The 23,235-nt window shown below is 45.4% G+C and carries 15 protein-coding genes; 9 read left to right on the forward strand and 6 right to left on the reverse strand.

Annotated features, from left to right (window positions below):
• Positions 1-52: 52 nt before the first annotated feature.
• The gene (locus F824_RS0101580; protein WP_019596089.1) at positions 53-1,561 is read right to left on the reverse strand and encodes a zinc-binding dehydrogenase; all 1,509 of its coding nucleotides are present in this window, start codon (positions 1,559-1,561) and stop codon (positions 53-55) included.
• An 85-nt stretch (positions 1,562-1,646) separates the two neighbouring features.
• Here F824_RS0101580 and F824_RS0101585 point away from each other — a divergent pair, with 85 nt between their 5' ends.
• Positions 1,647-3,035 carry a dipeptidase gene (locus tag F824_RS0101585; protein WP_019596090.1) on the forward strand — a complete coding sequence of 463 codons (1,389 nt, stop codon included), beginning with the start codon at positions 1,647-1,649 and terminating at the stop codon, positions 3,033-3,035.
• Between the two features lie 300 nt (positions 3,036-3,335).
• Positions 3,336-5,420: a protein-disulfide reductase DsbD family protein gene (locus F824_RS0101590; protein WP_019596091.1), complete on the forward strand. Its 2,085-nt coding sequence runs from the start codon at positions 3,336-3,338 to the stop codon at positions 5,418-5,420.
• Between the two features lie 69 nt (positions 5,421-5,489).
• On the opposite strand, the gene F824_RS0101595 is transcribed toward F824_RS0101590, so the two are convergent.
• Positions 5,490-6,524 (reverse strand): phosphotransferase enzyme family protein, encoded by a 1,035-nt coding sequence (locus tag F824_RS0101595; RefSeq protein ID WP_019596092.1) that lies wholly within the window; start codon positions 6,522-6,524, stop codon positions 5,490-5,492.
• Between the two features lie 231 nt (positions 6,525-6,755).
• Here F824_RS0101595 and F824_RS0101600 point away from each other — a divergent pair, with 231 nt between their 5' ends.
• Entirely contained in the window at positions 6,756-8,531 is a 1,776-nt protein-coding gene (locus F824_RS0101600; protein WP_026333434.1) for a sodium:solute symporter family protein, read from the forward strand.
• 45 nt (positions 8,532-8,576) lie between these two features.
• Here F824_RS0101600 and gldD read toward each other — a convergent pair whose 3' ends face one another.
• Positions 8,577-9,158: a gliding motility lipoprotein GldD gene (gldD, locus tag F824_RS0101605; RefSeq protein ID WP_026333435.1), complete on the reverse strand. Its 582-nt coding sequence runs from the start codon at positions 9,156-9,158 to the stop codon at positions 8,577-8,579.
• A gap of 75 nt (positions 9,159-9,233) precedes the next feature.
• Here gldD and F824_RS0101610 point away from each other — a divergent pair, with 75 nt between their 5' ends.
• Positions 9,234-9,764 (forward strand): DinB family protein, encoded by a 531-nt coding sequence (locus tag F824_RS0101610; protein ID WP_019596096.1) that lies wholly within the window; start codon positions 9,234-9,236, stop codon positions 9,762-9,764.
• A gap of 72 nt (positions 9,765-9,836) precedes the next feature.
• Here the strand turns inward: F824_RS0101610 and F824_RS0101615 are convergent, their stop codons facing one another.
• From F824_RS0101615 to F824_RS0101625, 3 genes are all read right to left on the reverse strand, one after another.
• Positions 9,837-10,442: a nitroreductase family protein gene (locus F824_RS0101615; RefSeq protein ID WP_019596097.1), complete on the reverse strand. Its 606-nt coding sequence runs from the start codon at positions 10,440-10,442 to the stop codon at positions 9,837-9,839.
• A gap of 180 nt (positions 10,443-10,622) precedes the next feature.
• A complete protein-coding gene (locus F824_RS0101620; RefSeq protein WP_019596098.1) occupies positions 10,623-12,113 on the reverse strand; it encodes a S10 family peptidase in 1,491 nt (496 codons plus the stop codon).
• A 104-nt stretch (positions 12,114-12,217) separates the two neighbouring features.
• A complete protein-coding gene (locus F824_RS0101625) occupies positions 12,218-14,461 on the reverse strand; it encodes a TonB-dependent receptor domain-containing protein (protein ID WP_019596099.1) in 2,244 nt (747 codons plus the stop codon).
• 276 nt (positions 14,462-14,737) lie between these two features.
• Between F824_RS0101625 and F824_RS0101635 the strand changes: the two genes are divergently transcribed.
• The 5 genes from F824_RS0101635 to F824_RS0101660 all read left to right on the forward strand — a co-directional run bounded on the left by F824_RS0101635 (position 14,738) and on the right by F824_RS0101660 (position 23,204).
• Positions 14,738-16,810 carry an alpha-L-fucosidase gene (locus F824_RS0101635; RefSeq protein ID WP_019596101.1) on the forward strand — a complete coding sequence of 691 codons (2,073 nt, stop codon included), beginning with the start codon at positions 14,738-14,740 and terminating at the stop codon, positions 16,808-16,810.
• Between the two features lie 239 nt (positions 16,811-17,049).
• Positions 17,050-17,604: a gluconate 2-dehydrogenase subunit 3 family protein gene (locus tag F824_RS0101645; RefSeq protein ID WP_019596102.1), complete on the forward strand. Its 555-nt coding sequence runs from the start codon at positions 17,050-17,052 to the stop codon at positions 17,602-17,604.
• Positions 17,597-19,306: a GMC oxidoreductase gene (locus F824_RS0101650; protein WP_019596103.1), complete on the forward strand. Its 1,710-nt coding sequence runs from the start codon at positions 17,597-17,599 to the stop codon at positions 19,304-19,306. Before F824_RS0101645 ends, F824_RS0101650 begins: the two co-directional genes overlap by 8 nt.
• A 166-nt stretch (positions 19,307-19,472) precedes the next feature.
• Complete coding sequence (locus F824_RS0101655; RefSeq protein ID WP_019596104.1) at positions 19,473-21,938, forward strand: TonB-dependent receptor; 2,466 nt, start codon at positions 19,473-19,475, stop codon at positions 21,936-21,938.
• Complete coding sequence (locus tag F824_RS0101660; protein ID WP_019596105.1) at positions 21,939-23,204, forward strand: carboxypeptidase-like regulatory domain-containing protein; 1,266 nt, start codon at positions 21,939-21,941, stop codon at positions 23,202-23,204.
• Positions 23,205-23,235 lie beyond the last annotated feature (31 nt).

Raw genomic sequence — 23,235 nt, forward strand, 5'->3', positions numbered from 1 at the left:
ATCCCTGGGAATCTGGATTTCCTACGGAAATAAAAACCAGATCGGCTTCATTTTACCTTATCAAGGTAATCAACTCTGCCACACAAACTGGCTTCTCCGAACCCCTGGACTCCATTTCGGCATAGATAAATAGTTTGAATCCGCCATCATTGGTTTCCTCCACATTGATCAATCTTGCCTTTAGCCTAACCTGGTCTCCTGAATAAACCGGTGCTGGGAAGCGCACTTTGTTTACGCCATAATTGAGGGCCATTTCGATTCCCTCCAATGGAAGCAAATCAACCAACAACTTGGGGACCAAAGAAAGCGTGAGGTACCCGTGGGCAATGTTTTTTCCTCCGGGCAAGAGGGCTTTGGCTTTTTCGGTGTCCACATGGATCCATTGAAAGTCATCCGTGGTTTCAGCAAATTTTTGGATGACCTCTTGGGAAACCGTTGTCCAACTGCTGATCCCCAATTCTTGTCCAACATGCTTTTTCAAATCTCCCAAAGTTTTGAAGGAAATAGGTATTGATGCATTGGATCCAATGGGTTTTGTATTCTGGGATAGCGATTTTTGAATGGCTTTCTTTTCTTCTTCCCAATCGCCAACCTTGACGATGGCTTTTCCCATCACTTTTCTATCCAAAAGTTCCTGAAGGGCATTCGGTGCGGATTCCAAATCATAGACTTTGTGGATGTGCTGGCTGATTTTGCCCGACTGGATCATGGACAGCAACTCCATGATATTTTGCTGGTTTTTTTTAGGTTCTTCCTGGGAAAATCTTCCCCAAAATACGCCCATTACCGCACAGCCTTTCAAGAGCACCAGATTGAAGGGCAGCTGCGGAATGTCCCCGGCAGCAAAGCCCACTACCAAATACCTTCCTTTCCAGGCCATTCCCCGTAATGCTGGTTCGGCATACTTTCCCCCGACCACATCCAGCACCACATCCACTCCTTTTCCCTCCGTGATTTCTTTTATCCTCTCTTTGAGATTTTCCTGCTCATAGTTGATCCGCTCATCAGCTCCCTTTGCTTGGCAAATGGCCAGTTTTTCGGCTGAGGAGGCTGCTGCGATGACTTTTGCACCCATCGCTTTCCCGAGCTCGACCGCTGCCAAACCCACTCCGCCGGAGGCGCCAAGCACCAAGAGGGTTTCACCCGCTTGGAGAATTGCCCTGTCTTTCAGCGCATGGTAGGCGGTGCCAAAGGTGTAAAGCGTCGAAGCGGCTGTCAAATAATCCAGATCGGGAGGAATCGGGAAGATCCTGTCTGCTTTGACCACTACTTTTTCGGCAAATCCACCCCAGCCACAAAGCGCCAGGACCCTTTGGCCCTTTTTCAGGTTTTTGACTTTTGTCCCGACGGCTTCCACCAGGCCGGAGACTTCCCCACCGGGTGAAAATGGCAATTCCGGCTTGAACTGGTATTTGTTCTGAATGATCAGGATGTCGGGAAAATTCACGCTGCAGGCTTTTACCGCAATGAGAACCTCATCTTCTTTGGGAACAGGGTTTTTTGTCTCCGTGTAAATCAGTTGATCGGGCAAGCCAAACCGGGTGCATAGTATCGCTTTCATATAGAAAAATTTTGGTTAAAATAGGCAATTCCTTTTTTAAAACGTAATTTTGAGGCCTTCATTCGACAACAGAACAAACCCATATATGTCAGTAAAACAGTATATTCAAGACCATCAGGAGAAATTTCTAAACGAACTTTTTGACTTGTTGCGCATTCCTTCGGTCAGTGCCGATCCCAAATTCAAAGGGGATGTATTGTCCGCTGCCGAATTTGTGAAAGACAGCCTGATCAGCGCAGGAGCCGACAAGGTGGAAGTCTGCCCAACTGCAGGTTATCCGATTGTTTATGGCGAAAAAATCATTGACCCAAGTCTTCCAACCGTGTTGGTTTATGGCCATTATGATGTGCAGCCAGCGGATCCTTATGATTTGTGGGATTCCCCGCCATTCGAACCCGTCATCAAAAAAACCGAAATGCACCCGGAAGGCGCGATTTTTGCCCGTGGATCTGCCGATGACAAAGGCCAGTTTTTCATGCACGTGAAGGCTTTTGAAGCGATGATGTCCACCGGTACTTTGGCCTGTAATATCAAGTTTATGATCGAGGGCGAGGAGGAAGTTGGCTCGGAAAACCTGGATATTTTTGTAAAGGCAAACAAGGAAAAACTGAAATCCGATGTGGTGTTGATTTCCGATACCAGCATGATTTCTATGGAAACCCCATCGATAACTGTCGGCTTGAGAGGATTGGCGTACATGCAAGTCGAAGTGACTGGGCCAAACAGAGATCTTCACAGTGGATCTTACGGAGGAGCTGTCGCAAATCCGATCAACATCCTTTGCAAGATGATTGCGTCAATGCAGGATGAAAACAACCACATTACCATTCCTGGTTTTTATGATAAGGTAGAGGAATTGTCTTCCGAATACAGAGCTGAACTCAACAAGGCTCCTTTCGATCTGGAAGAATACAAAAAGCTTCTGGCCATCGATGATATCCATGGAGAAAAAGGCTACACCACACTCGAGCGCACCGGCATTCGTCCGACCTTGGATGTCAATGGAATCTGGGGCGGTTATATTGGAGAAGGTGCCAAAACAGTGCTTCCCTCCAAAGCCTATGCGAAGATTTCCATGCGATTGGTCCCCAACCAAGAGCACAAGGAAATCGCGCAACTGTTTGAAGATCATTTCAAATCCATTGCGCCAGCTTCGGTGAAAGTGAAAGTCACGCCACACCACGGAGGTCAACCGGCCGTGATCCCGACAGATTCTGCCGGATACCGCGCGGCACAAGGTGCCGTCATGGAGGCATTTGGAAAAAAAGCCATTCCTACACGTGAAGGAGGTTCCATTCCGATCACTTCTTTGTTCCAGAAAGAACTGGGATTGGATCCGATTTTGATGGGATTCGGCTTGGATACCGACGCCATCCATTCTCCAAATGAGCATTACGGCGTGAAAAACTATTTGATCGGCATCGAAACGATCTCTTTGTTTTTCAAACATTTCAAGGAAGAAGCTTCCAAATAATGCTATTCCCGTTTCGCCAGATCATTTTCTCAGTGGTCTGGCGAAACGGGATTCTTTAACCCCAAAAACACATTGGGTTTCCTATTGGGGTTGAAACTGCAAGTAAACCAGACTATTTGGTCCATAACCTCTATTGCCGATAAGGTCAAGTCCGAAATTGTAAACAAAGACTGATTATGGAGCAATTTCAGGCTGTAATAGAATCAGTACTGCATGATACGGGTTAAACCCTCCATTTTTAGGAACTAATCTCCGGTATTTCACCTTTACCAATCAGTTTAGCATACACCATCATCCGAAATGGCAAAAACAATAAAAATATTCCTGGTTTCCACTTTTTTGACTTTGCTTGCTTTCCAGTCTTTTGGACAGCTTATCAAGCCACCCAAATGGGACATCAAGCTTTCCACGCAAGCGCTCCAAGTCGGTGAGGAGGTGGAAATCATCCTGAAAGCCACCATTCCGACCAATTGGTATATCTATTCCAATGATTTTGATGAAAACGTGGGGCCAATCCTCACCAGCCTTTCCTTGGAAGGTTCCAAAGGAATTTCTGCTGCAGAAAAGTTAAAGCCCATCAACCCCAAAAAGAAATTTGATGAGGTATGGGAAGGCGAAGTCACCTACTTCGCTGGCACGGGCGAATTTCGTCAGAAAATCAAGATTATCGACCCAAACATCTCCCTGAAAGGAACAGTTGAATACCAAATGTGCTCCGATATCACGGGGCAGTGCATTCTTTATGAAGAGGATTTTTCGATCCAGGCTCAGGCCAAACCCGCCGCTGCGACCAGCCCAACTGCTCCGGAAGTGGCTTCTCAAGATTCCGAACCAGTAAATCTTGGGATTGAAGCGGAGGAAGGGGTTGAAGAAACGGAGATTTCGGAAACGAGTACTACGGCCCCAGACACCACTGAAAGATCCTTTATTTCTTTGGACTATGAAGACGAAACTTCTGGTCTGATCGGTTTTATGTTCATTGCCTTTTTGGCAGGATTGGCAGCTTTGCTGACGCCCTGCGTTTTCCCAATGATCCCGATGACGGTCACTTTCTTCACCGGAAGGGCAAAATCCAAGATTGCGGGAATCAGGAATGCCTTTATATATGGGTTTTCCATTATTGCCATTTATACCATTGCCGGCACTGCGGTGGCGTCGATCCAAGGCCCTGAGTTTGCGAACTGGCTTTCGACACATTGGGTGCCGAATGTATTTTTCTTCCTGGTGTTTATTTTCTTCGCCATGGCCTTTTTGGGGATGTTCGAATTGACCTTACCCAGCAGTTTTGTGAACAAAATGGATGAAAAATCCGACAAGGGAGGAATGACGGGCATTTTCTTTATGGCCTTCACCTTGGTCTTGGTTTCCTTTTCCTGCACCGGACCCATCGTGGGTTCCATTCTGATCAGTTCGGCGGGTGGGGCATTGCTCAAACCGATTTTGGGGATGTTTGCATTTTCTTTGGCTTTTGCCATTCCATTTACTTTGTTTGCGATTTTTCCGGGCTGGTTGAATTCCTTGCCGAAATCAGGCGGCTGGTTGAATTCCGTCAAGGTGGTTTTGGGATTTTTGGAACTGGCCTTGGCTTTCAAATTCCTCTCCATAGCGGATCAGGTGTATCATTGGGGACTTTTGGACAGGGACATTTACCTTGCGATTTGGATTGTGATCTTTGCCTTGTTGGGGGTGTACTTGCTCGGCAAACTCCGGCTTGCGCATGATTCTCCAATGGAATATCTCGGCGTTCCAAGATTGATGGCGGCGATTGCCACCTTTGTATTTGTGGTGTATTTGATCCCCGGATTGTGGGGTGCTCCTTTGAAAGCCTTGAGCGGCTACCTTCCTCCGATGTCCAGCCATGATTTCAATGTTCTGGAAAACAGAGGTGGAGTTGCGGTGGAAAACACACTGGATGAAATCCCTAAATACTCAGAATTCCTTCATTTTCCCCATGGAATCCAAGGATACTTTGATTATAACCAAGCATTGGCTGCGGCCAAAAAGCAAGGAAAACCACTTTTCATCGATTTTACGGGCCATGGTTGTGTCAACTGTAGGGAAATGGAAGCCCGGGTCTGGTCAGATCCGCAGGTGCTTAAAATCCTGAAAGAGGATTTTGTGATGGTCGCTTTGTATATCGATGAGCGTTATGAATTGCCGGAATCCGAATGGTACACTTCTGAATATGACGACAAAGTGAAAAAAACAATCGGAAAGCAAAATGCCGATTTCCAAATCATCCGTTTCAACAACAATGCCCAGCCCTACTATGTCCTGCTGGACCACAATGCCGAATTGCTGATAAGGCCCAAATCCTATGACAGCAGTATCCCGGGTTTTATCGCCTTTTTGGAGGAAGCGAAGGCGGAATTTGGAAGAAGGTAGGACGAGAGGGCTGAAACCGAGTATTGGATGTTTGGATGAATTTGACGGTGGAGTGGCGTAAGCAGTTTTTTAGGATTGTTTAAGATTGGACATCGCTTTCAATAGGATCATCTGGTTTTTGGCGCGGTGGAGATTCTGGTCAGGATAGTGGGTGGTGTAATACATGTTTCCCCGCAGATAATCCGCAAGGAAACGCAAACCCATAATATAGGTCATCATCAAGCCTCCAAACGGAAGGGAGTCCAATTCCTCCCTTGTGAAAAAATCCTTTCCAGCCTCCGCAAAACCTGCGTACAGGCCCTTATATTTTTTTTGGTCAAAGCTGATATTCTCCCAATCTGTGGAGGACTCTTCCTCGGTACATGCCACCGTTCGGACCAAATCCCCAAAATCAAAAAACACATATCCGGCCATTAAGGTGTCCAAGTCGATCACGGCATTGACCTTGGAGCCGTCCTCAGAGAAAATCAGGTTGTTGATTTTGGTGTCGTTATGGGTCAGCCTTCTGGGCAATATTTTTTTCCATTCCAAATATTCTTCCACCAAGGAATACTGTCCGAGATAAAAGTCCACCAAGTCTTTGAGTTCACCCTTGATCTCCAATTTGGTTTCGGACAAGGCTTCTTCCAATTGCTGATACCGGAATTCCAGGTTGTGGAAATCCGGAATTACCTCCTGCAATGCGTTTGGATCCACATCCTTCCCTGCGATAATCAATTCAGCAAAGGCCTTAGCTGCCAAAAAAGCCTGTTCTTCACTTTTTACCTGATTGACACAGTCCCCAAAAACAAAAGGAGAAAGCCTGAACAAGCTGTTTTCGGTTTTGGTAAACAGTTCGCCTCTCAGGTTGACGATTGGCAAAGGAAGTTGAAAAGAAAGCGAGGAACGATCCAAATCCCGAAGGACCAAAGCCTGATTGTGTGAAATTCTTTCGGGAAACTGAAAAACGCTTTGGTTGAACTGTTGTAAAATGTAGCGGCTCCCTTCAATATCGACTAAAAATGTCGCGTGGATATGCCCTCCCCCGAATTTCTGGATTTGAGAAGGGGCGATAGACAATCCATATGCTTGTTCAATCGTCTTTAACCAAGGGTAATTGCTCATAGAATGATTTTTTTTCTTGCTGGCGCAAAGTTAATTCAATCCCCATAAAACAAAAGACTGATAAAATTCAATATCTTGACCGAGATCAATTATTTTCATTCCTCAGATTCCACTTTTGCAATTCCTAAATAATTTTTTACCTTAGTGAAATTTATTAAGGAAGTTTAGAATAGAAAATAAAAAAAATCAATAAACAAACACAAGTTTTCATCCTGAAAAAACAAAAAGCCAATGAATATATCAATACTTGACTGGGGCATTATACTCGCCTTTTTTGTGGTTTCCATGTTGATAGGTGTGTACACCTCCAGAAAAGCGGGTTCCTCGGCGAAGGAATTTTTTCTTTCCGGCAGAAACATGCCTTGGTGGTTATTGGGCGTATCCATGGTGGCCACGACCTTTTCAGCCGACACACCCAATTTGGTGACCGATATCGTGAGAAAGGATGGCGTCTCGGGCAACTGGGTCTGGTGGGCTTTTTTGCTCACGGGGATGTTGACGGTATTCGTCTATGCCAAGCTATGGAGAAGATCGGAAGCCACGACTGATTTGGAATTTTATGAATTGCGATACGGAGGAAAGCCTGCTGCTTTTCTTCGGGCTTTCAGGGCTCTTTACCTCGGTGTTTTCTTCAATGTGGTCATCATGGCCACTGTTTCCCTTGCTGCCATCAAAATAGGTGGCATTATGCTCGGCTTGAGTCCCGTAGAAACTTTGCTTTTGGCCTCTGTGGTCACTGTGGTCTATAGTTCTTTGGGAGGATTGAGAGGTGTTTTGCTGACCGATTTTTTCCAGTTTTTCATTGCCATGGCAGGTTCCATTGGCGCAGCCTATTACATCCTCGATTTGCCTCAAATCGGATCTTTGAACAATCTGCTTACCCACCCCAATGTCTCTGACAAACTCTCCTTGATTCCCGATTTCAATGATTGGAACACGGTGATCCCACTCTTGATCATGCCTTTGGCCATCCAATGGTGGGCAACTTGGTACCCGGGTGCAGAGCCAGGCGGCGGAGGTTATATCGCACAAAGGATGCTGTCTGCAAAAGACGAGAAAAACGCCATCGGTGCCACCTTGTTTTTCAATATTGCCCATTATGCCATGCGTCCTTGGCCATGGATCATCATTGCCCTTTCGTCCTTGATTATATTTCCACAGATCAGTGACATTCAGACGGCATTCCCGAATATTCCTGCAGACAAATTGGGAGATGACTTGGCCTATTCTGCGATGCTGACTTTCCTTCCCAAAGGTTTGATCGGTTTGGTGTTGGCTTCTTTGATCGCGGCGGTGATGTCCACACTTTCCACGCACCTCAACTGGGGTTCTTCTTACGTCGTGAATGATTTCTATCTCCGATTCCTGAAGCCGGAAGCGACAGACAAGGAGTTGGTGGCTGTGGGAAGAATCTCCACCGTTTTGCTGATGGCAATGGCCGCAATGCTGGCGCTGTACCTTTCGAATGCCTTGGAGGCCTTCAATATTTTGCTCCAAATCGGTGCGGGTACGGGATTGATCTTTATCTTGAGATGGTTTTGGTGGAGGATCAATGCCTATACAGAAATCTATGCGATGATCATTTCCTTTGCCGTGGCCATTTTCTTTGAAGTCATCAATCCAAGAGTGGAATGGGTCCTTATTCCCGAAAACCAAGCATATTTGAAGCTGCTTTATGGGGTCGGCATTACGACTGTGGGCTGGGTATTGGCCACGTTTCTGACCAAGCCCGAAAAAGAAGAAGTTCTGCTTTCTTTCTACAGGAAAATCAGGCCGGCATCATTTGGCTGGAAAAAATTATTGGATAAATATCCTGCCGAAAAACAAGAACAAGGTCAGCTTCCCATGGAAATAGGCTTGATGCTGGTGGGGTCGGTCATGATCTATTCTGCGTTGTTTGCCGTAGGATATTGGATTTATGACAATACCCCTTATGCGATGATTGCCACTGCAATTACGGTCGCCGGTGGATTGTTTATCATCATGAGTTGGAAGAAAATGAAATAAAAAAATGAAATCCTGCGGGTTGAATCGTTCAATCTGCAGGATTTTTCAACGTTTTTTAAACTCAAGGGTATTCATCAAATGGGCCATGTCCACCTTGATGTATTCAATGACAGGTGCCAAGGAATCGTTTTTCATGGCGGTATTGAAATAAAGCGCACCTCTCAAAAAATTGCTTGTGGAATCGGTGACGAAAAACTGAAACTGGGTGGGCACTTCTCCGCTGAGTTCGGCGATCACTCCCGTATATCCTTTTGGCGTCAGCATGATGGATTCTTCAATCCCATAAGCCTTGATCTGGTGCTTCGCCGTCAAATTGATGGCGTCCTTCAAGACTATTTTCAGGTCCTTGTCCTTGCCGCCCAAAGGCAAATAAGTGAGGTGGACCTTGGCTCCCATTTCCCTGTAATTGAGGTTGATCCAGGATTTTTCTGATAAATTGAAAGAATCAGGTTCCACGGTTGCGTATTTTGAAACCTCAAATTGATAGGGGAGTACCTCCTCGACCGCAGTAAATGCGTGTGCAGGCAGGTCGATCCTATTGTACCCTTTTGGCTTTGGGAGATAATCGCTTTCGCAGGAAATCAGCACCAATGCCCCCAACAAACAGATTAAATTCCTTTTTCGCATAATTCCAAAGTTATCGAATTGGTTTGATTTGCGGATAGGAAACAGGATATTTATGGAAGAATCAAAAAACATACTATGAAAAACAAAAAAAATATTCTCACGCTAGCATTTGGGCTATTTGCCTATTTGCTCACAGGAGCCGCCTCAATGGCGCAGACGACGATGGAAGAATTTATGGCCAAATGGGAAAATGGAAAAGAGTTTACTCTGGAAGTGGTAGACAAAATGCCGGATAATTTGCTTGACTACAGGCCTGAGGCTGAAGCGATGAGCTTCAAGGAGCAAGTTACCCACATCTCTTCCAGCATCGTTGGCATCAGCAAAGGATTTTTGCTAGGCGCAGAACCCGGTTTTGCTTCAGATGCAAAACCGCAAACCAAGGAAGAACTGAAGGCATTTGTTACGGCTTGTTTTGATTATGGAAAAAGCACTTTCAGCAAATTGACCGAAGCGCAATTGAACGAGCAGATTGATTCGTTTGCAGGAAGAGTGACCAGGAGACAAATGGTCGGATTGGTCGATGACCATGCTACCCACCACCGTGGCGCTGCGATTTCCTATATCAGGGCAAATGGCATTACGCCTCCGGCATTCAGGGGATTATAAAAAACCAGTTTCTTTTAATGCAAAAAGGCTGTGGATTGTCCACAGCCTTTTTGAGTATATCGCTTCTGGGTTTTATTCTTTCACCCAAGTCACTTTTTCTGCTATCGGTTTTCTTTTTCCAGCAGGCCAGTTGTCAGTTGCCGGTTTGGCGATGTAGAAAAATCCCATCAACATGTCTTCTTCGCCGAGATCAAAATATTCCTTTGCCTCAGGCCAAAAAGTAAGGCCGCCGGTGCCCCAATACGCAGCCAATCCATGAGCAGAAGCAGTCAAGTACATGTTTTGGACCGCCATGGCCACGGAGGCAATTTCCTCCATCACCGGCAGGTTTGCCCTCATGTCCCGCTTCATCATGATGGCGATGATATGGGAAGCTTTCAATGGATTTTCCTTGAACTTGTTGAAATTGGCTTCCACGAAGTTTCCGTTTTTTTCAGCCCTTTCCTTGTAAACCTTGGCGGTCAAATCCCCCAATGTTGCCAATCCTTTGCCCGAAAACACGGTAAAACTCCATGGTTCGGTCAGTTTGTGGGTTGGGGCCCAATTGGCATTTTCCAGCATTTCCTCGATGATGGCGTCATCCACAGGATCATTTTCCTTGAATTGTGCCAGGAACATGGATCTACGTCCCCGTATGATTTTATTTACTTCTTCTATATTGAATGTCGGTTTTTCCATTGTATTGGTTTTAACCACAAATATAGAGAATCCTGTTAGGATGCCGAATAAATCACATTTTTTCAAGTCAGGGCTTTACCCGATTGGTTTCGGTATGTAAAGGGTAAGGCTGAATCAGCATTGCTAACATTGCCATTCCAACCAAAAAAAAGGCTGTCTCCTTTAAGAAACAGCCTTTTATTAATTGGACAAAAAATCCCGGATATCCGCCATCAGTTTCTCGAAATCCGGTCGGTGGTTGTACATCATGTGCCCTCCCTCATAATAGGTCATCTTTACCCGTTCCATGGGAATGTCATGTCTGGCAAAGGTGTATTCCGCATCAAAAAACGGAGTGATCAAATCATAGTAGCCGTTGGCGACCAGGATTTTCAGGTCTTTGTTCCTCCGCATGGATTCCCCCAATCCTCGGGCGACATTCACGAAAGCGGGCTCCCAATAACTGTCCTTGGAAACGGGTCTCCAATTCCATTTTTGACCAATATTGCCGTTGGAGGTAAGGTATGGGCGGTCTACAATTGTCTTCAACTCCTGTGCAAAATAACTCTGCAAGGCCGCAGTGTAGGCCGCGTCTATGGCATAACTGGCAACATCTCCCAGGGTGGGATTTGCTGCCGCCCAGTCTCCTTCACTTCCCAAATATCGGCCATCCAGCCTTCCCAAGGTGAGCCCTTCCTCCCGCATCAGTTCCTTCTGGTAACGTGACATCAGGATACGGTTGTCCGAGCGAAGGATATAATTGGTGTTCAAACCGGTAAAATAAGCCAACCTTTCTGCAAGTTTCTTTTTTTCCCCATCTGGCAAAAGGTTTCCCTTATAAAGTGCTGAAATATACTCGTTGTAAGCAAACTGACGGGCTTCCTCGGCGAAATCTTTCAGGGTTTTGCCCTGTCCCGCTTTGCCATGATACCAAGCGGTGGCGGCCATGGAGGGCAAATAAGTGAAATAGGAAGGAATAATGTCATGCTCAGAGGTCGATCCCTGATAGTCCAAGGCCTGTGAAATCAAAATCAATCCATTCATCGCCATGCTCTGACCACCCTTTTCCAAATCCGCGGTCACAGCTGCAGCCCTGGTGGTGCCAAAACTTTCCCCAATGATATATTTTGGAGATTGCCATCTTTGATGTTGGGTGATCCACATCCGAATGAACTGTGCAATGGACTTGGAATCCTCAGTCAATCCCCAAAAATCTTCCTCCTTTCCTTTGCCGATGACCTTGCTGTATCCTGTGCCTATTGGGTCAATAAACACCAAATCCGTCAGGTCGAGCAGTGCCAGGTCATTGTGGATAAGTGGGTAGGGGGCTGCTCCATCGTCTTCCTTTGCATCAGAATCCACTTGGACTATTTTTGGCCCAAGTACACCCATGTGGAGCCAGACGGAAGCAGATCCAGGGCCACCGTTAAAGACAAAGGTTACGGGCCGCTTGGATTGTCCCTGCTCATTTTTGAGGTAAGCAGTTGACCATAACGCCGCTACTGGCTCTCCTTCATGGTTTCTGAGAAATGTTTCTCCAGAAATGGCTTTATAACTGATGTTGACTTTGTTAAAGGTCCCTTGATGGCTGGTCTCAAATGAAATCAGGTCTGGGATTGGTTTTTCTGTTTCCTGGGCAAAAACAGGTGTAGCCAGCACAATTGCGGCAAGAAAGAGGAGCGTTTTTTTCATGGGATTCTAATAATAAGCTTTTTCAACTGGACTCTTTTTGGTCTTTCAAGCCGAATTTTCAAGGGGGCTTGCTTGGTGAATCGGATTGTTTTCCTATTAGATTTTCAATATCTAAATCCGACTTTCAATCCACCATACCAATTTCTTCCCGGGGCCGGTTGGAAAAACCTTCCGCCGAAAGCATTCAGGTCATTGCCAAGGCTATAGCTTTCGTCGAGTAAGTTATCCACACCCGAATACAACTCCAAATCCCACCTGCTTCCAAGTGTATTCCTCCATCCCAGCCTGCTTCCAACCAGATTGTAGGTGTCTTGGAAAACGGTATTGGCATCGTTCAAGGGGATCTTATCCACATACTGGTGGGTGAAATTCAGGTAAAACCCAGGCTTTGTTCTGAGATCCAACTGGTTCACCAGTGTATTGGGAGCGACTCCTGTCAGTTTGTTACCAGAGAAATCATCGTTGCCTTTGGTGAATTGGGCAAATTCAAAATAATGTCCAGTAAAGGCATGGGCGATTTTAAATTCCTGCACAAAACCAGCTTGGTTCCGGATCAGGGCATAGTCCAGACTGGCTTCTACCCCCTTCTGATTTGTGGCTCCCGCATTTTGAAACAAGACCACGCCTTGGGCATTGGTAAAGGTCGTGATGGTTTGGTCAAGTTTGAAGTAAAATGTGGTCAAGTCAAGATTGAATCTCCCGAATTGGGCACGGTATCCCAGTTCATAATTCACCCCGCGCTCTGCCTCCAAATCCAGGTTGATGCTTCCTTCATTGGTCCTGACTTCGTCGATGGTCGGCGGAGAAAAACCCGAACTGATGCTCCCGTGCACCCCGGAATTGGCATTCAAAAGAACGGACAAGGCAATCCGTGGAACAATAATCGGGTCAAATTTCCTGACATTTGTCGCTGGATTGTTGCGGCCTGCATCTATTGTCCTGTCGATTTCGAAACGGGAAAAATTCTCACTGAAACCAAGGGTCATCAGGACTTTTGGTGACCATTCGAATTCCAGTTGCTGAAACAAGAACGCTTGGGAAGCGATGAGGTCATCGCTGAAGCGGATGGTGTCTGCCTTACCGGCACGGTTGCCAAAGTTCTGGGCCAAGGTTTTGGAAAATTGGTATTCCCCACCCGCAACCATTCTCACAGGGAAATTTCCCCACATTCCGTTGTGGACAAACTTGGTTCTTCCCCCATAGCCGAAGGCGGTTTCTTTTTTGTAATCCAAAATAAACGGATTTTCGAAATCCGTGGTGTTCATATATAGCGAGGTCACGTTTTCCAATTCCGAACCGAAGGTATAGGAATGTGACAATGTTCCATAGAGGGATTTCTGTGAAATCGAACTGTTTTGGCCTACGGATCCGGGTCTCGCCTGTGTGGGATCTTCTGCCAATTGCGCGGCATTGAGCGCCCCTGGTATTTGGTAGTCCAAGTCCGTGTAGAGGATCTGTGTGGATAACTTCTGTTTGTCGGAGGATTTGAGGAGAGCTGACAATTGAAAAACCTCCCGGTCCACAGCACTGTGTTCCCGATAGCCATCGGATTTTTGTTTTACATAGGAAACACTCAATCCCCCACCATTCACTTTTTGGTCCAGCCCAAACCTGTACCGAAGCAATCCAAAATCACCCACTCCGACATCCGCGGCAATCCGGTTTTCATTGATTTCCTGGCGACTTGTCAGGCTGATCACGCCTCCATTTCCCGCGCCATAGATGCTCCCGGCTGGGCCTTTGATGATTTCGGTGTTTTGGATGTTGGACAAATCAAGCAGATTCAATGGCGTGGTGCCGTCCGGAGCGGTAAAGGGAACCTCATTCCAATAGACCTTTACGTTTCTCACCCCAAAAGGAGCGCGCAGTGAACTTCCGCGAATGGAAATCCTGTAGCTCGCCGGAGCTCTTTCTTCCACGCGTACGCCCGCTTTGGTGTTGAACGCATTGACGATGGAGGTTTCGTTGAAGCGATAGAGTTCATTCTCGAGCACCCGACTGACGGATCCTGCCTGCCTCAGCAAGGGTCTTTCGGACTCAAAACCCATGACGATCACTTCAGATAGCGCATTGGTAGCGCTTTTCAATTGGATGGTAACATTTGTCCCAGGAGCAATTTCCAAGGACTGGGTTTCAAAGGAAACATGTGAAAAAACGAAGAGCAGCGGTGCTGAAAACTCGAGGAGAACTTCTCCCGAACTATCCGACACTTGAGGCTTGAGTCCGGGCGCCTTCACCAAGACGCCGGGAATGGCTTGATTTGTCCCTGCTTCTTGAATCAGGATTTTAGTTTGTGCCAAAAGTGACAAGGGGAATAAAAGGGCTAACAATAGGGTCAATTTTTTCATTATTGGATGGAATATGGAAGCTAAAGATAAGGATAATACAGCTTTTTGCTTTCATAGATTTTATGAACAGCAGCGATGTATGTTTTAAACTGTGTTGAGGCTGGATAAGTGAAATTCAAACGCTCGGATATTCCTCAATGAACAACTTGAATCAGGCTTTTGACTGTATTATTTTGACCATTTCCGACCAAATCTTATCCAAGCGCAGCCCTGTCATCTTTATCATTTCTGCAAGAGGGGAATTTTCGCTAATATGGTCTCGCAATCCCATCATGCATGAAAAAGAATTTACTCATCCTACTCCTTTTAGTGGCCTGTCAGAGCCAAAAAACAGATGCTCCCGCAGCAGTTGAACCCATTCCCACGGCCCGGCAACTGGCTTGGCAGGAGCTGGAATTTTATGGATTTGTCCATTTCAACATGAACACTTTTTCGGACATGGAATGGGGAATGGGAGACGAAAGTCCTTCCCAATTCAACCCAACTGCCTTGGATACCCGACAGTGGGCCAAGACGGTCAAGGATGCGGGAATGAAGGGAATCATCATTACGGCCAAACACCATGATGGATTCTGTCTTTGGCCTTCGGCCTATACGGATCATTCCGTTAAAAACTCACCTTGGCGGGAAGGAAAGGGAGATTTGATCCGGGAACTGGCGGATGCATGTGCCGAATATGGATTGAAAATGGGGATTTATTATTCCCCATGGGACCGCAATCATGCGGACTATGGAAAGCCGGAATATATCGACTACATGAGAAATCAACTGACGGAATTGTTGACCCACTACGGCGATGTTTTCGAGGTCTGGTTTGACGGGGCAAACGGTGGGACAGGATATTATGGTGGTGCCAATGAAGAAAGAAGGGTGGATAAAAAGTCCTATTATGACTGGGAAAACACTTTTGGATTGGTCCGGGAACTCCAGCCAGAGGCGGTGATCTTCGGGGATGCCGGACCCGATGTACGCTGGGTGGGAAATGAGGAAGGCATCGCCTACGAAACCACCTGGTCCAACTTGATGCGGGATTCCGTCTATGCGGGAATGCCTGAATACTCCGAAAAATACGCTTCCGGACAGGAAAATGGCTCACACTGGGTGCCTGCAGAATCAGATGTCTCCATCCGGCCGGGTTGGTATTACCATGAATATGAGGACCACAAAGTGAAGTCACTACCCGCTTTGCTGGACATTTATTACAACAGTATCGGAAAAAACAGCTCCTTGCTGATCAATTTTCCCGTCGACAGAAGAGGCTTGATCCATGAGCGGGATGTGGAACAAATCCTGAAGTTATCCACAAAGATAAAAGAGGATTTTGCAATTGATTTGGCCCAAAATGCAGAAATATCGACCAGCAATGCCCGTGGAAAAGGATTTGAAGGCAAGCAGGTTTTGAATTCAGAAAAAGATACCTATTGGGCTGCCGAAGATGGGGTTTTGGAAAACACAATCACCTTGGCCTTCGAAAAACCGATCACTTTTAATCGCTTTGTGGTCCAGGAATATATTCCTTTGGGACAAAGGGTAAAGACATTTTCCCTAGAAATCGAAACGGAAACCGGCTGGAAGGAAATTGCAAAAGGTACTACGATTGGATTCAAAAGAATCTTGAGGTTGGATGATTTTACCACGGGTAAAATCCGTTTGGTGATCCAAGACGCCAAGGCCAGTCCAACGATTTCTTCCATAGGCATTTTCAATGCACCAAAATTGGTGGTTGAGCCCAATCTCCTCAGAGATAAATCCGGAAATATCAACCTCCTTGTCCCGGAGAAAGGTGTGGATATCTTTTACACACTTGATGGGACAGCACCAGATAAAAGCAGTCATCGTTTTGAAAAAAGTTTCCAAATCAAAGAACCCACCATTTTAAAAATGATCTCCATAGACCCCAAAACAGGGAAAAGCAGCGAGATGGTGCAAGAAAATCTGGACATTGCCAAAGCCAACTGGAAAGTTATCCACATGGATGAAAAGGCGCAAAACCTTATCGACGAGGACCCAAATACTTTCTGGACCAGCACGGGGAATGAGGCGGTGATCGACTTGGGCGCATTGATCCAAACCCAGGGATTTGCCTACTTGCCTCCCCAAAATCGGTACATGTCGGGGGTCATTCAAGAATACCTTTTTGAAGGGAGCCTCGATGGAAAAAAATGGACAACGCTCAGTAAGGGGGAATTTTCCAATATCGCCAACAACCCGATCAAACAAGAAGTCAGCTTCAATCCTGTGTCGGTGAAGTTCATCAAGTTGAAGGCCATTAAGACCAGCGATGGGAAAAATGCTGCCTTTGCAGAGCTTGGTGTTATTTCAAGAAAAAATCAGGGCGATAATTTATAAATGCAGTCAGCGCTTTCTGATATTTTTTTCACAGGGAATGTTGAAAGGTCTGAACATCAACCAAAACCAGAGAAAGGCTTCTTCGGCTTCCCATAAACATCCTCAAAAAGGAGGATTCTGAAAGGTCATACGCATTGTTTTGATTCTTAAAAACCCCCCGATTTGACAAATGGTTATGAATTTTTCCTAAAACGTTTTACCTTTTGTTTCCAATTCACTTCAACCCTAATGACCAAACCATGAAAAGAAGAGACGCTCTCAGGAGTCTGGCGCTGATCACCGGTGGCCTTGTGTTGGTGCCGGCATGTGATTTCAGCAAAGACGACATCCTCAGCGCTTATAAAAACCTTAATGTCACCACCTCCCAACAAAAATTACTGGCGCAGATCGCCGACACCATCATCCCGGCAGGATACATCAAAGGTGCTTCGGACCTTGCCGTTCAGGACTTTATCCTCGTGATGGTCAATGATTGTGTAGATTCCGAAGGCCAAAAATCATTTTCGGATGGACTTTCCGCTTTTGATGCATTCAGCAAAAAATCAGGGGGAAAGGTGTTTGACAAACTGGAGGTGCCCCAAAGAGAGCAGGTTTTGAAAACAGTACTGGCCTCGGAAGGCGAGGAAGATAAAACCATCCGTGCATTCCTGAATACGACCAAAAGATTTACCATCCAGGGTTTTATGATGTCTGAATACATCATGACCAACGTGAAGCCCTATTCCCTAATCCCCGGAGATTACAATGGAGAAGTCCTGATCGCCGACCTTAAATCAGAAAAAATAAATGGCTAATTTAAATATAGACGCGGCAAAAGAAAGAACCTTTGAAGCCATCGTCATCGGCTCAGGAATCAGTGGGAGTTGGGCGGCCAAGGAATTGTGTGACAAAGGTGTGAAAACCCTGGTGATCGAGCGTGGCCGAGATGTCAAGCATCTCAAAGATTATCCCACCACCAATCTGCTTCCTTTCGAGTTTGAGCACAGAGGTCAGATCACCCAGCAAGAACAAAAGGAAAATCCCATAGTCAGCAAATGTTATAATTTCAGAGAAGATTCCAAGCACTTTTTCGTGAAGGACAAGGAGCATCCCTACATTCAGGAAAAGCCATTTGATTGGATCCGTGGCTATCAAGTCGGAGGGAAATCCCTGCTTTGGGCCAGACAGGTCCAGCGGATCTCCGATTTTGATTTTGAAGGTCCGGCCAGGGACGGCTTTGCAGTGGATTGGCCTATCCGATACAAGGATCTGGCACCCTGGTACAGCCATGTGGAAAAATTTGCCGGTGTTTCGGGCAATAAAGATGGCTTGGCAAGTCTTCCGGATGGGGAGTTTTTGCCGGCTTACAAGCTGAATGTTGTCGAAAAGTATTTTCAGGATCAATTGAAGAAAAACTACGGCAACGACCGCCATATGATCGTGGCCAGATGTGCCCACATTTCGGGAAATGCCGAGAATTTCAAAGACCAAGGCAGAGCCCAGTGCCAAAACCGAAACCTTTGTCAGCGGGGTTGTCCTTTTGGTGGATATTTCAGTGCGAACTCCTCCACACTACCTTGGGCCGAGCGAACCGGAAACATGACGATGCGTACCGATGCCGTGGTCCATTCCATTATTTATGATGAGAAAAAAGGTAAAGCAACCGGAGTCAGAATCGTGGATGCCGTTACCAAAGAAACAGAAGAATACTACGCGGATGTCATTTTCCTCAATGCTGCCGCAATCAATACCAACCTGATCCTCTTGAACTCCACTTCGAGTCGTTTTCCAAACGGACTTGGCAATGACAATGGCTTGTTAGGCAAATTTGTCGCTTTCCACAATTACCGAGCGGGAGTTTCCGCGGAGCATGAAGGCCATCAGGAATATACCACTTCGGGCGACAGGCCCACCAGTGGTTATTTTCCAAGGTTCCGGAATGTTGAAAAACAGGAAACGAATTTCCTCCGTGGCTATGCTGCAGGATTCAGCGCCTATCGTGGATCCTATGCCGATCAAAGTGGTATCGGGATGGAATTGAAGGAAAATCTGTTGAATGCGAACAATTATGGCCCTTGGAGAGTCGGTTCCCATATGATGGGCGAAACGATCCCAAAAGAAACGAATTATGTCGCCCTGGACCCCAATGAAAAAGACGCATGGGGAATCCCGCAATTGAGAATCAACATTGCCTATGATGACAATGATGAGAAAATGATCAAGGATTATCAGGAGCAAATGACCGAGATGTTCGAAAAGGCAGGTTTCATCAATATCAAAACCCGTGACGACAACCGGGCGCCGGGTTTGGATATCCACGAAATGGGAGGAGTCAGAATGGGGCATGATCCCAAAACATCCCTGCTCAACAAACACAACCAACTCCATGCCTGCACCAATGTCTACGTGACCGATGGTGCCTGCATGACTTCCACCGCAACACAAAACCCCTCCCTCACCTATATGGCCTTGGCAGCGAGGGCGGCGGATCATGCCGTGAAGGAAATGAAAAAATAAGGATCTCTTTTTTGTCCTGAATTAAGAGATACTCAGCTAGCTTAAGCATCTTGTGGGCCTATTTACAACCCACAAGATGTTTTTTTTTAATGACATTTTTTTGAAGAAAACACCGTAAAAACTTATTCTTCCGTAGATTAGGGATGTAATTTCCATTTTCATGTCTATGCAAATTTCGTCAAAAAGTTTAGCGGCAATATTTTTTCTCCACCTCTTTGTTTTAACCCATTCATTTGGCCAGTCAGCGATTGAGAAATTGCCTGAGCTCATCCTGAACTACAATCAAGCCTTTCCTTGGGAGAAAGTTTATTTACATACAGACAAGCCCCAATACTATTCCAAGGACACCATTTGGATCAAGGCCTATGGAATTCTTGAAAAAGAAGAGAAGACAGCCAACACTTCTTCGGTTCCGCTATATGTGGAGCTTATTGATCCCAAATTCCAGAGAATAGCTGCTGAGATCACCATCAAAATGGATCAAGGCAATGGAAGGGGGGATTTGGTGATTACTGAAGACCTTACACCAGGACCCTATACCCTCCGCGCATATACCAATTACATGAAAAATTTTGGAGGGGAGGCGGTTTTTCACAAGGATATCTGGATAAGGGATTTTATACCGGGTCAAAGTCTTGGCTATACAGAGGGTTCAGATCTGCAATTGTCATTCTTTCCGGAAGGGGGAGTTTTGGTGGATGGAATCAAAAGCAAAATTGGGATAAAAGCTTCTGAGCCAGGAGCCAAAGGCATTGCTTCATTCGGGTATTTGTTCAACAGCAAAATGGATACTTTGCTTAGGTTCGAAACCAATCCTATGGGTGTTGGTAGTTTAAGTTTTGTTCCACAAATAAATGAAACATATGAAATCAGAGCAAAGACCAAAAAAGGTCCCTGGCAAAAGTTCCGGCTCGCTGCGATACAAGCGACAGGCTTTGTCATGGAAGTTGACCCTTTGAGCAATATAGAAAACATCAACATCACTATTCAACACAATTCAGGGGATACCCGAGACCTGTTTTTGATTGGAATGTCCAAGGGAGGATTGGTCTATCAAAAGCAAATGGATGCCAAACGGAATCAACAGGTTTCAATTCCAAAGGATGATTTTTTACCCGGATTGGTTTCTTTTTATTTAATGGATACAGAGACCAATATTTTGGCCCAGAGGCTGGTCATGCTTCATCCCTTTTCCAATGGAATCGGGAATTTCCTAACAGATAAATCTAGTTATCAAACCAAAGACACTGTTGAATTGGAAGTTGAAATTACAGATGAGTTTGGACGAGGTTTACCGGGTGACTTTTCTGTTTCTGTATTGGATTCTTACCAAGTTATTTCTTCCTTAAAAGAAGATAATATTTTTACCAATTTTCACCTCAGTTCCGAAACCAGCAGTGAGATAGAAAACCCATTTCATTATTTTGATCCAGAAAACCCCTATGCAGCGCGTGATTTGGACGACCTGTTGCTGACTCAGCGATGGAGAAGATTTTCCTGGGAAAACCTGCGCTTGCTTGACAACCGGTCGGTTCATTATATTGAAGAAGGTTTGAGCTTATCCGGTAACCTCTCCGGCATGAAAAAAGACAATAGTCATCGACTGGCTCTCCTGATCAATCCATTTTCTGGAGAACCCATCTTCCATGAGGGTGACACGGATCCAGAAGGAAATTTCAGTTTCAGAGGCTTGGAATATTATGATTCGGTTGGGGTATTTTTACAGGCCTATATTCCCATAGAAAAAGGGAAAAACACATGGAAAGTTCTGAAAAAACATGAAGTGAACCTTTCGAAGGTTGAAAAACCTGTTCTTGAAAACAGGACTTTTGCGACGCTGCCGACTATTTTTTATTATACCGATGATGATGCTTATTTGGTGAAAGTCAAAAAAGTCAATGACATGCTGGATCAGATGCGAAAGTTCCGGGATATTGAGCTAGGGGAAGTGACAGTAACCGGAAGAAGAAGCAACTTGGTTCCCGACAAAAGAGCAGAATTCTATCAAAACAGTCCTTATACAAGTCTGGAAATAACTGAAGAAATGCATGCTTACCAAAACATATTCCATTTTTTGAAGACCAAGCTTGGCTATAAGGTAATTGGGGATGAATTCAGCCTCAGTCCTCCGCCAATCCTGACATTGCGAAGCGGTTCATTAAACACGGGTGGTGTTAGGTTCATCATTGACGGCAAGCCCACCTTCAACAACCTGTTGGCTGCATCCTTGCCCTTACATCAGATTGAGCGAATCGACATCTTAAGGGGGCCCAATGTGCCATCGATATACGGGGCGAACAGCGAGGGCGTGATCAATGTACTTACCAAATCCGGGAACCCAAATCCAGACTTTTCCAAGCTGGCAATAACGGGGAATGCCACCATGGTTGCCAAAGGATATGCGCCTGTCCGTGATTTTTATACAGGACCGGATCCGGAAGTTCCTTTGGGCATGGACTACAGATCCACACTTTATTGGAATCCAGAAATCCGTACTGATGCAAATGGAAAAGCAAAAATTATATTCCAGTTGTCAGATGGTGATTCTGAGGTATGGGTTAGGTTAGAAGGGTTATCAGATGCAGGGGAACCGGTATTTGTCATGCATAAAATCAAAGTGGGAGAAAAATAAATGCGCCTGAAAATACCAAAAGCTTTAATGCTCAGCTTTTTCGCACTGTACTTTTTTGCAGCTGTAGGACCTGTGCTTGCTCAATATTCCATTAAAGGCAGAATTATAGATGCTGAAAGTTTTAAGCCCCTGTCTTTTGCGACCGTATTTGTGAGCAATTCATCTTTTGGGGAAATTACAGACGAAGAGGGTTTATTTGAAATACAAATTCCTGAGGGAGAGCACAACCTTGTCATCAGTTTTATGGGGTACGAGCCATTTAGTTATAGTCTGTCCACCAGATCACTCCGGGATTTTTATGAATTCCGCCTTTTGCAACAGCCAATTGATTTGGAAGAGCGTGAGGTAATGGGTCGACGGGATGCAACTTGGCACAAAAATCTACAAATTTTTGAAAGGTATTTTTTGGGAAACAGCAGCAACGGCGTCAAATCTAAAATCCAAAATCCAGAGGTATTGATCTTGGATGCGGAATCCAACAATTCTAAATTAAAAGTTACCGCTAGGGAAATCCTTGAGATAAAGAATCCCAATTTAGGTTTTCAAATTAAATATGTGTTGTTGGGTTTTGAGTATGACTTTTCTTCGCAGCAGGTCACCTATTCAGGTTATCCTTACTTTGTGGAGGCTGATATACCAAAACGTAGACTCAAGAAAGTTACGGATTCACGTGAGAAAGCATATTTGGGTAGCATCATGCACTTTGTCAGATCATTGTACCGGGGCAATTCCAGTGAGGAGGGTTTTGAAGTCCATTCCACAGAGAAAGCCTTGAATCCTAACTGGACAGCGCCGAAAAGTGATTCTAGCCAATTGTCCAGCCGAATCGAAAAAGCAATCGGACAAACCCCAATTCTTCCTGGTTATATTCCCCAATGGATCAACCTTCCAAAACAACCCATTCATGATCCAAATGAATTGATACAGACCACCTCTGATGGCAAAATATTCATGACCTATGCAGCGCCCGTTTATGTGGTATATCAGCACGAAGCCGAAGATCCTGAATTTCATCCTTATAGTCTGAGAAACATCAGCCCCCTTGTTAGGGATCTTGGTTTGTCCGGAAATGAAGAGCTCCATGATCGGGGAAAATTTTCTCAGGTGAGTCTGTTGTACATGCGGGCAAAAGCTGTTCAATTATTTGTCAACGGCAGCTATTTTCATCCCTATGACATTTTTGTGGAAGGGTATATGGCTTGGGAAAAAATAGGGGATTTATTGCCCTTTGAATATGAGCCTTTGCCAAAAAAACAAAGACCCTGATCCGTTTATCAACCAGGATTTATATCCTCAG

The sequence above is a fragment of the Rhodonellum psychrophilum GCM71 = DSM 17998 genome, assembly GCF_000381545.1.
GTDB lineage: Bacteria > Bacteroidota > Bacteroidia > Cytophagales > Cyclobacteriaceae > Rhodonellum > Rhodonellum psychrophilum.

What these genes read in the sequence shown, in the direction of transcription:
- F824_RS0101635 (WP_019596101.1), top strand. Translation starts at nt 14,738, where the DNA reads ATGAAAAAGAATTTACTCATCCTACTCCTTTTAGTGGCCTGTCAGAGC.
- F824_RS0101585 (WP_019596090.1), top strand. Translation starts at nt 1,647, where the DNA reads ATGTCAGTAAAACAGTATATTCAAGACCATCAGGAGAAATTTCTAAAC.
- F824_RS0101620 (WP_019596098.1), bottom strand. Translation starts at nt 12,113, where the DNA reads ATGAAAAAAACGCTCCTCTTTCTTGCCGCAATTGTGCTGGCTACACCT.
- F824_RS0101650 (WP_019596103.1), top strand. Translation starts at nt 17,597, where the DNA reads ATGGCTAATTTAAATATAGACGCGGCAAAAGAAAGAACCTTTGAAGCC.
- F824_RS0101645 (WP_019596102.1), top strand. Translation starts at nt 17,050, where the DNA reads ATGAAAAGAAGAGACGCTCTCAGGAGTCTGGCGCTGATCACCGGTGGC.
- F824_RS0101660 (WP_019596105.1), top strand. Translation starts at nt 21,939, where the DNA reads ATGCGCCTGAAAATACCAAAAGCTTTAATGCTCAGCTTTTTCGCACTG.
- F824_RS0101625 (WP_019596099.1), bottom strand. Translation starts at nt 14,461, where the DNA reads ATGAAAAAATTGACCCTATTGTTAGCCCTTTTATTCCCCTTGTCACTT.
- F824_RS0101615 (WP_019596097.1), bottom strand. Translation starts at nt 10,442, where the DNA reads ATGGAAAAACCGACATTCAATATAGAAGAAGTAAATAAAATCATACGG.
- F824_RS0101655 (WP_019596104.1), top strand. Translation starts at nt 19,473, where the DNA reads ATGCAAATTTCGTCAAAAAGTTTAGCGGCAATATTTTTTCTCCACCTC.
- F824_RS0101610 (WP_019596096.1), top strand. Translation starts at nt 9,234, where the DNA reads ATGAAAAACAAAAAAAATATTCTCACGCTAGCATTTGGGCTATTTGCC.
- F824_RS0101590 (WP_019596091.1), top strand. Translation starts at nt 3,336, where the DNA reads ATGGCAAAAACAATAAAAATATTCCTGGTTTCCACTTTTTTGACTTTG.
- gldD (WP_026333435.1), bottom strand. Translation starts at nt 9,158, where the DNA reads ATGCGAAAAAGGAATTTAATCTGTTTGTTGGGGGCATTGGTGCTGATT.
- F824_RS0101580 (WP_019596089.1), bottom strand. Translation starts at nt 1,561, where the DNA reads ATGAAAGCGATACTATGCACCCGGTTTGGCTTGCCCGATCAACTGATT.
- F824_RS0101600 (WP_026333434.1), top strand. Translation starts at nt 6,756, where the DNA reads ATGAATATATCAATACTTGACTGGGGCATTATACTCGCCTTTTTTGTG.
- F824_RS0101595 (WP_019596092.1), bottom strand. Translation starts at nt 6,524, where the DNA reads ATGAGCAATTACCCTTGGTTAAAGACGATTGAACAAGCATATGGATTG.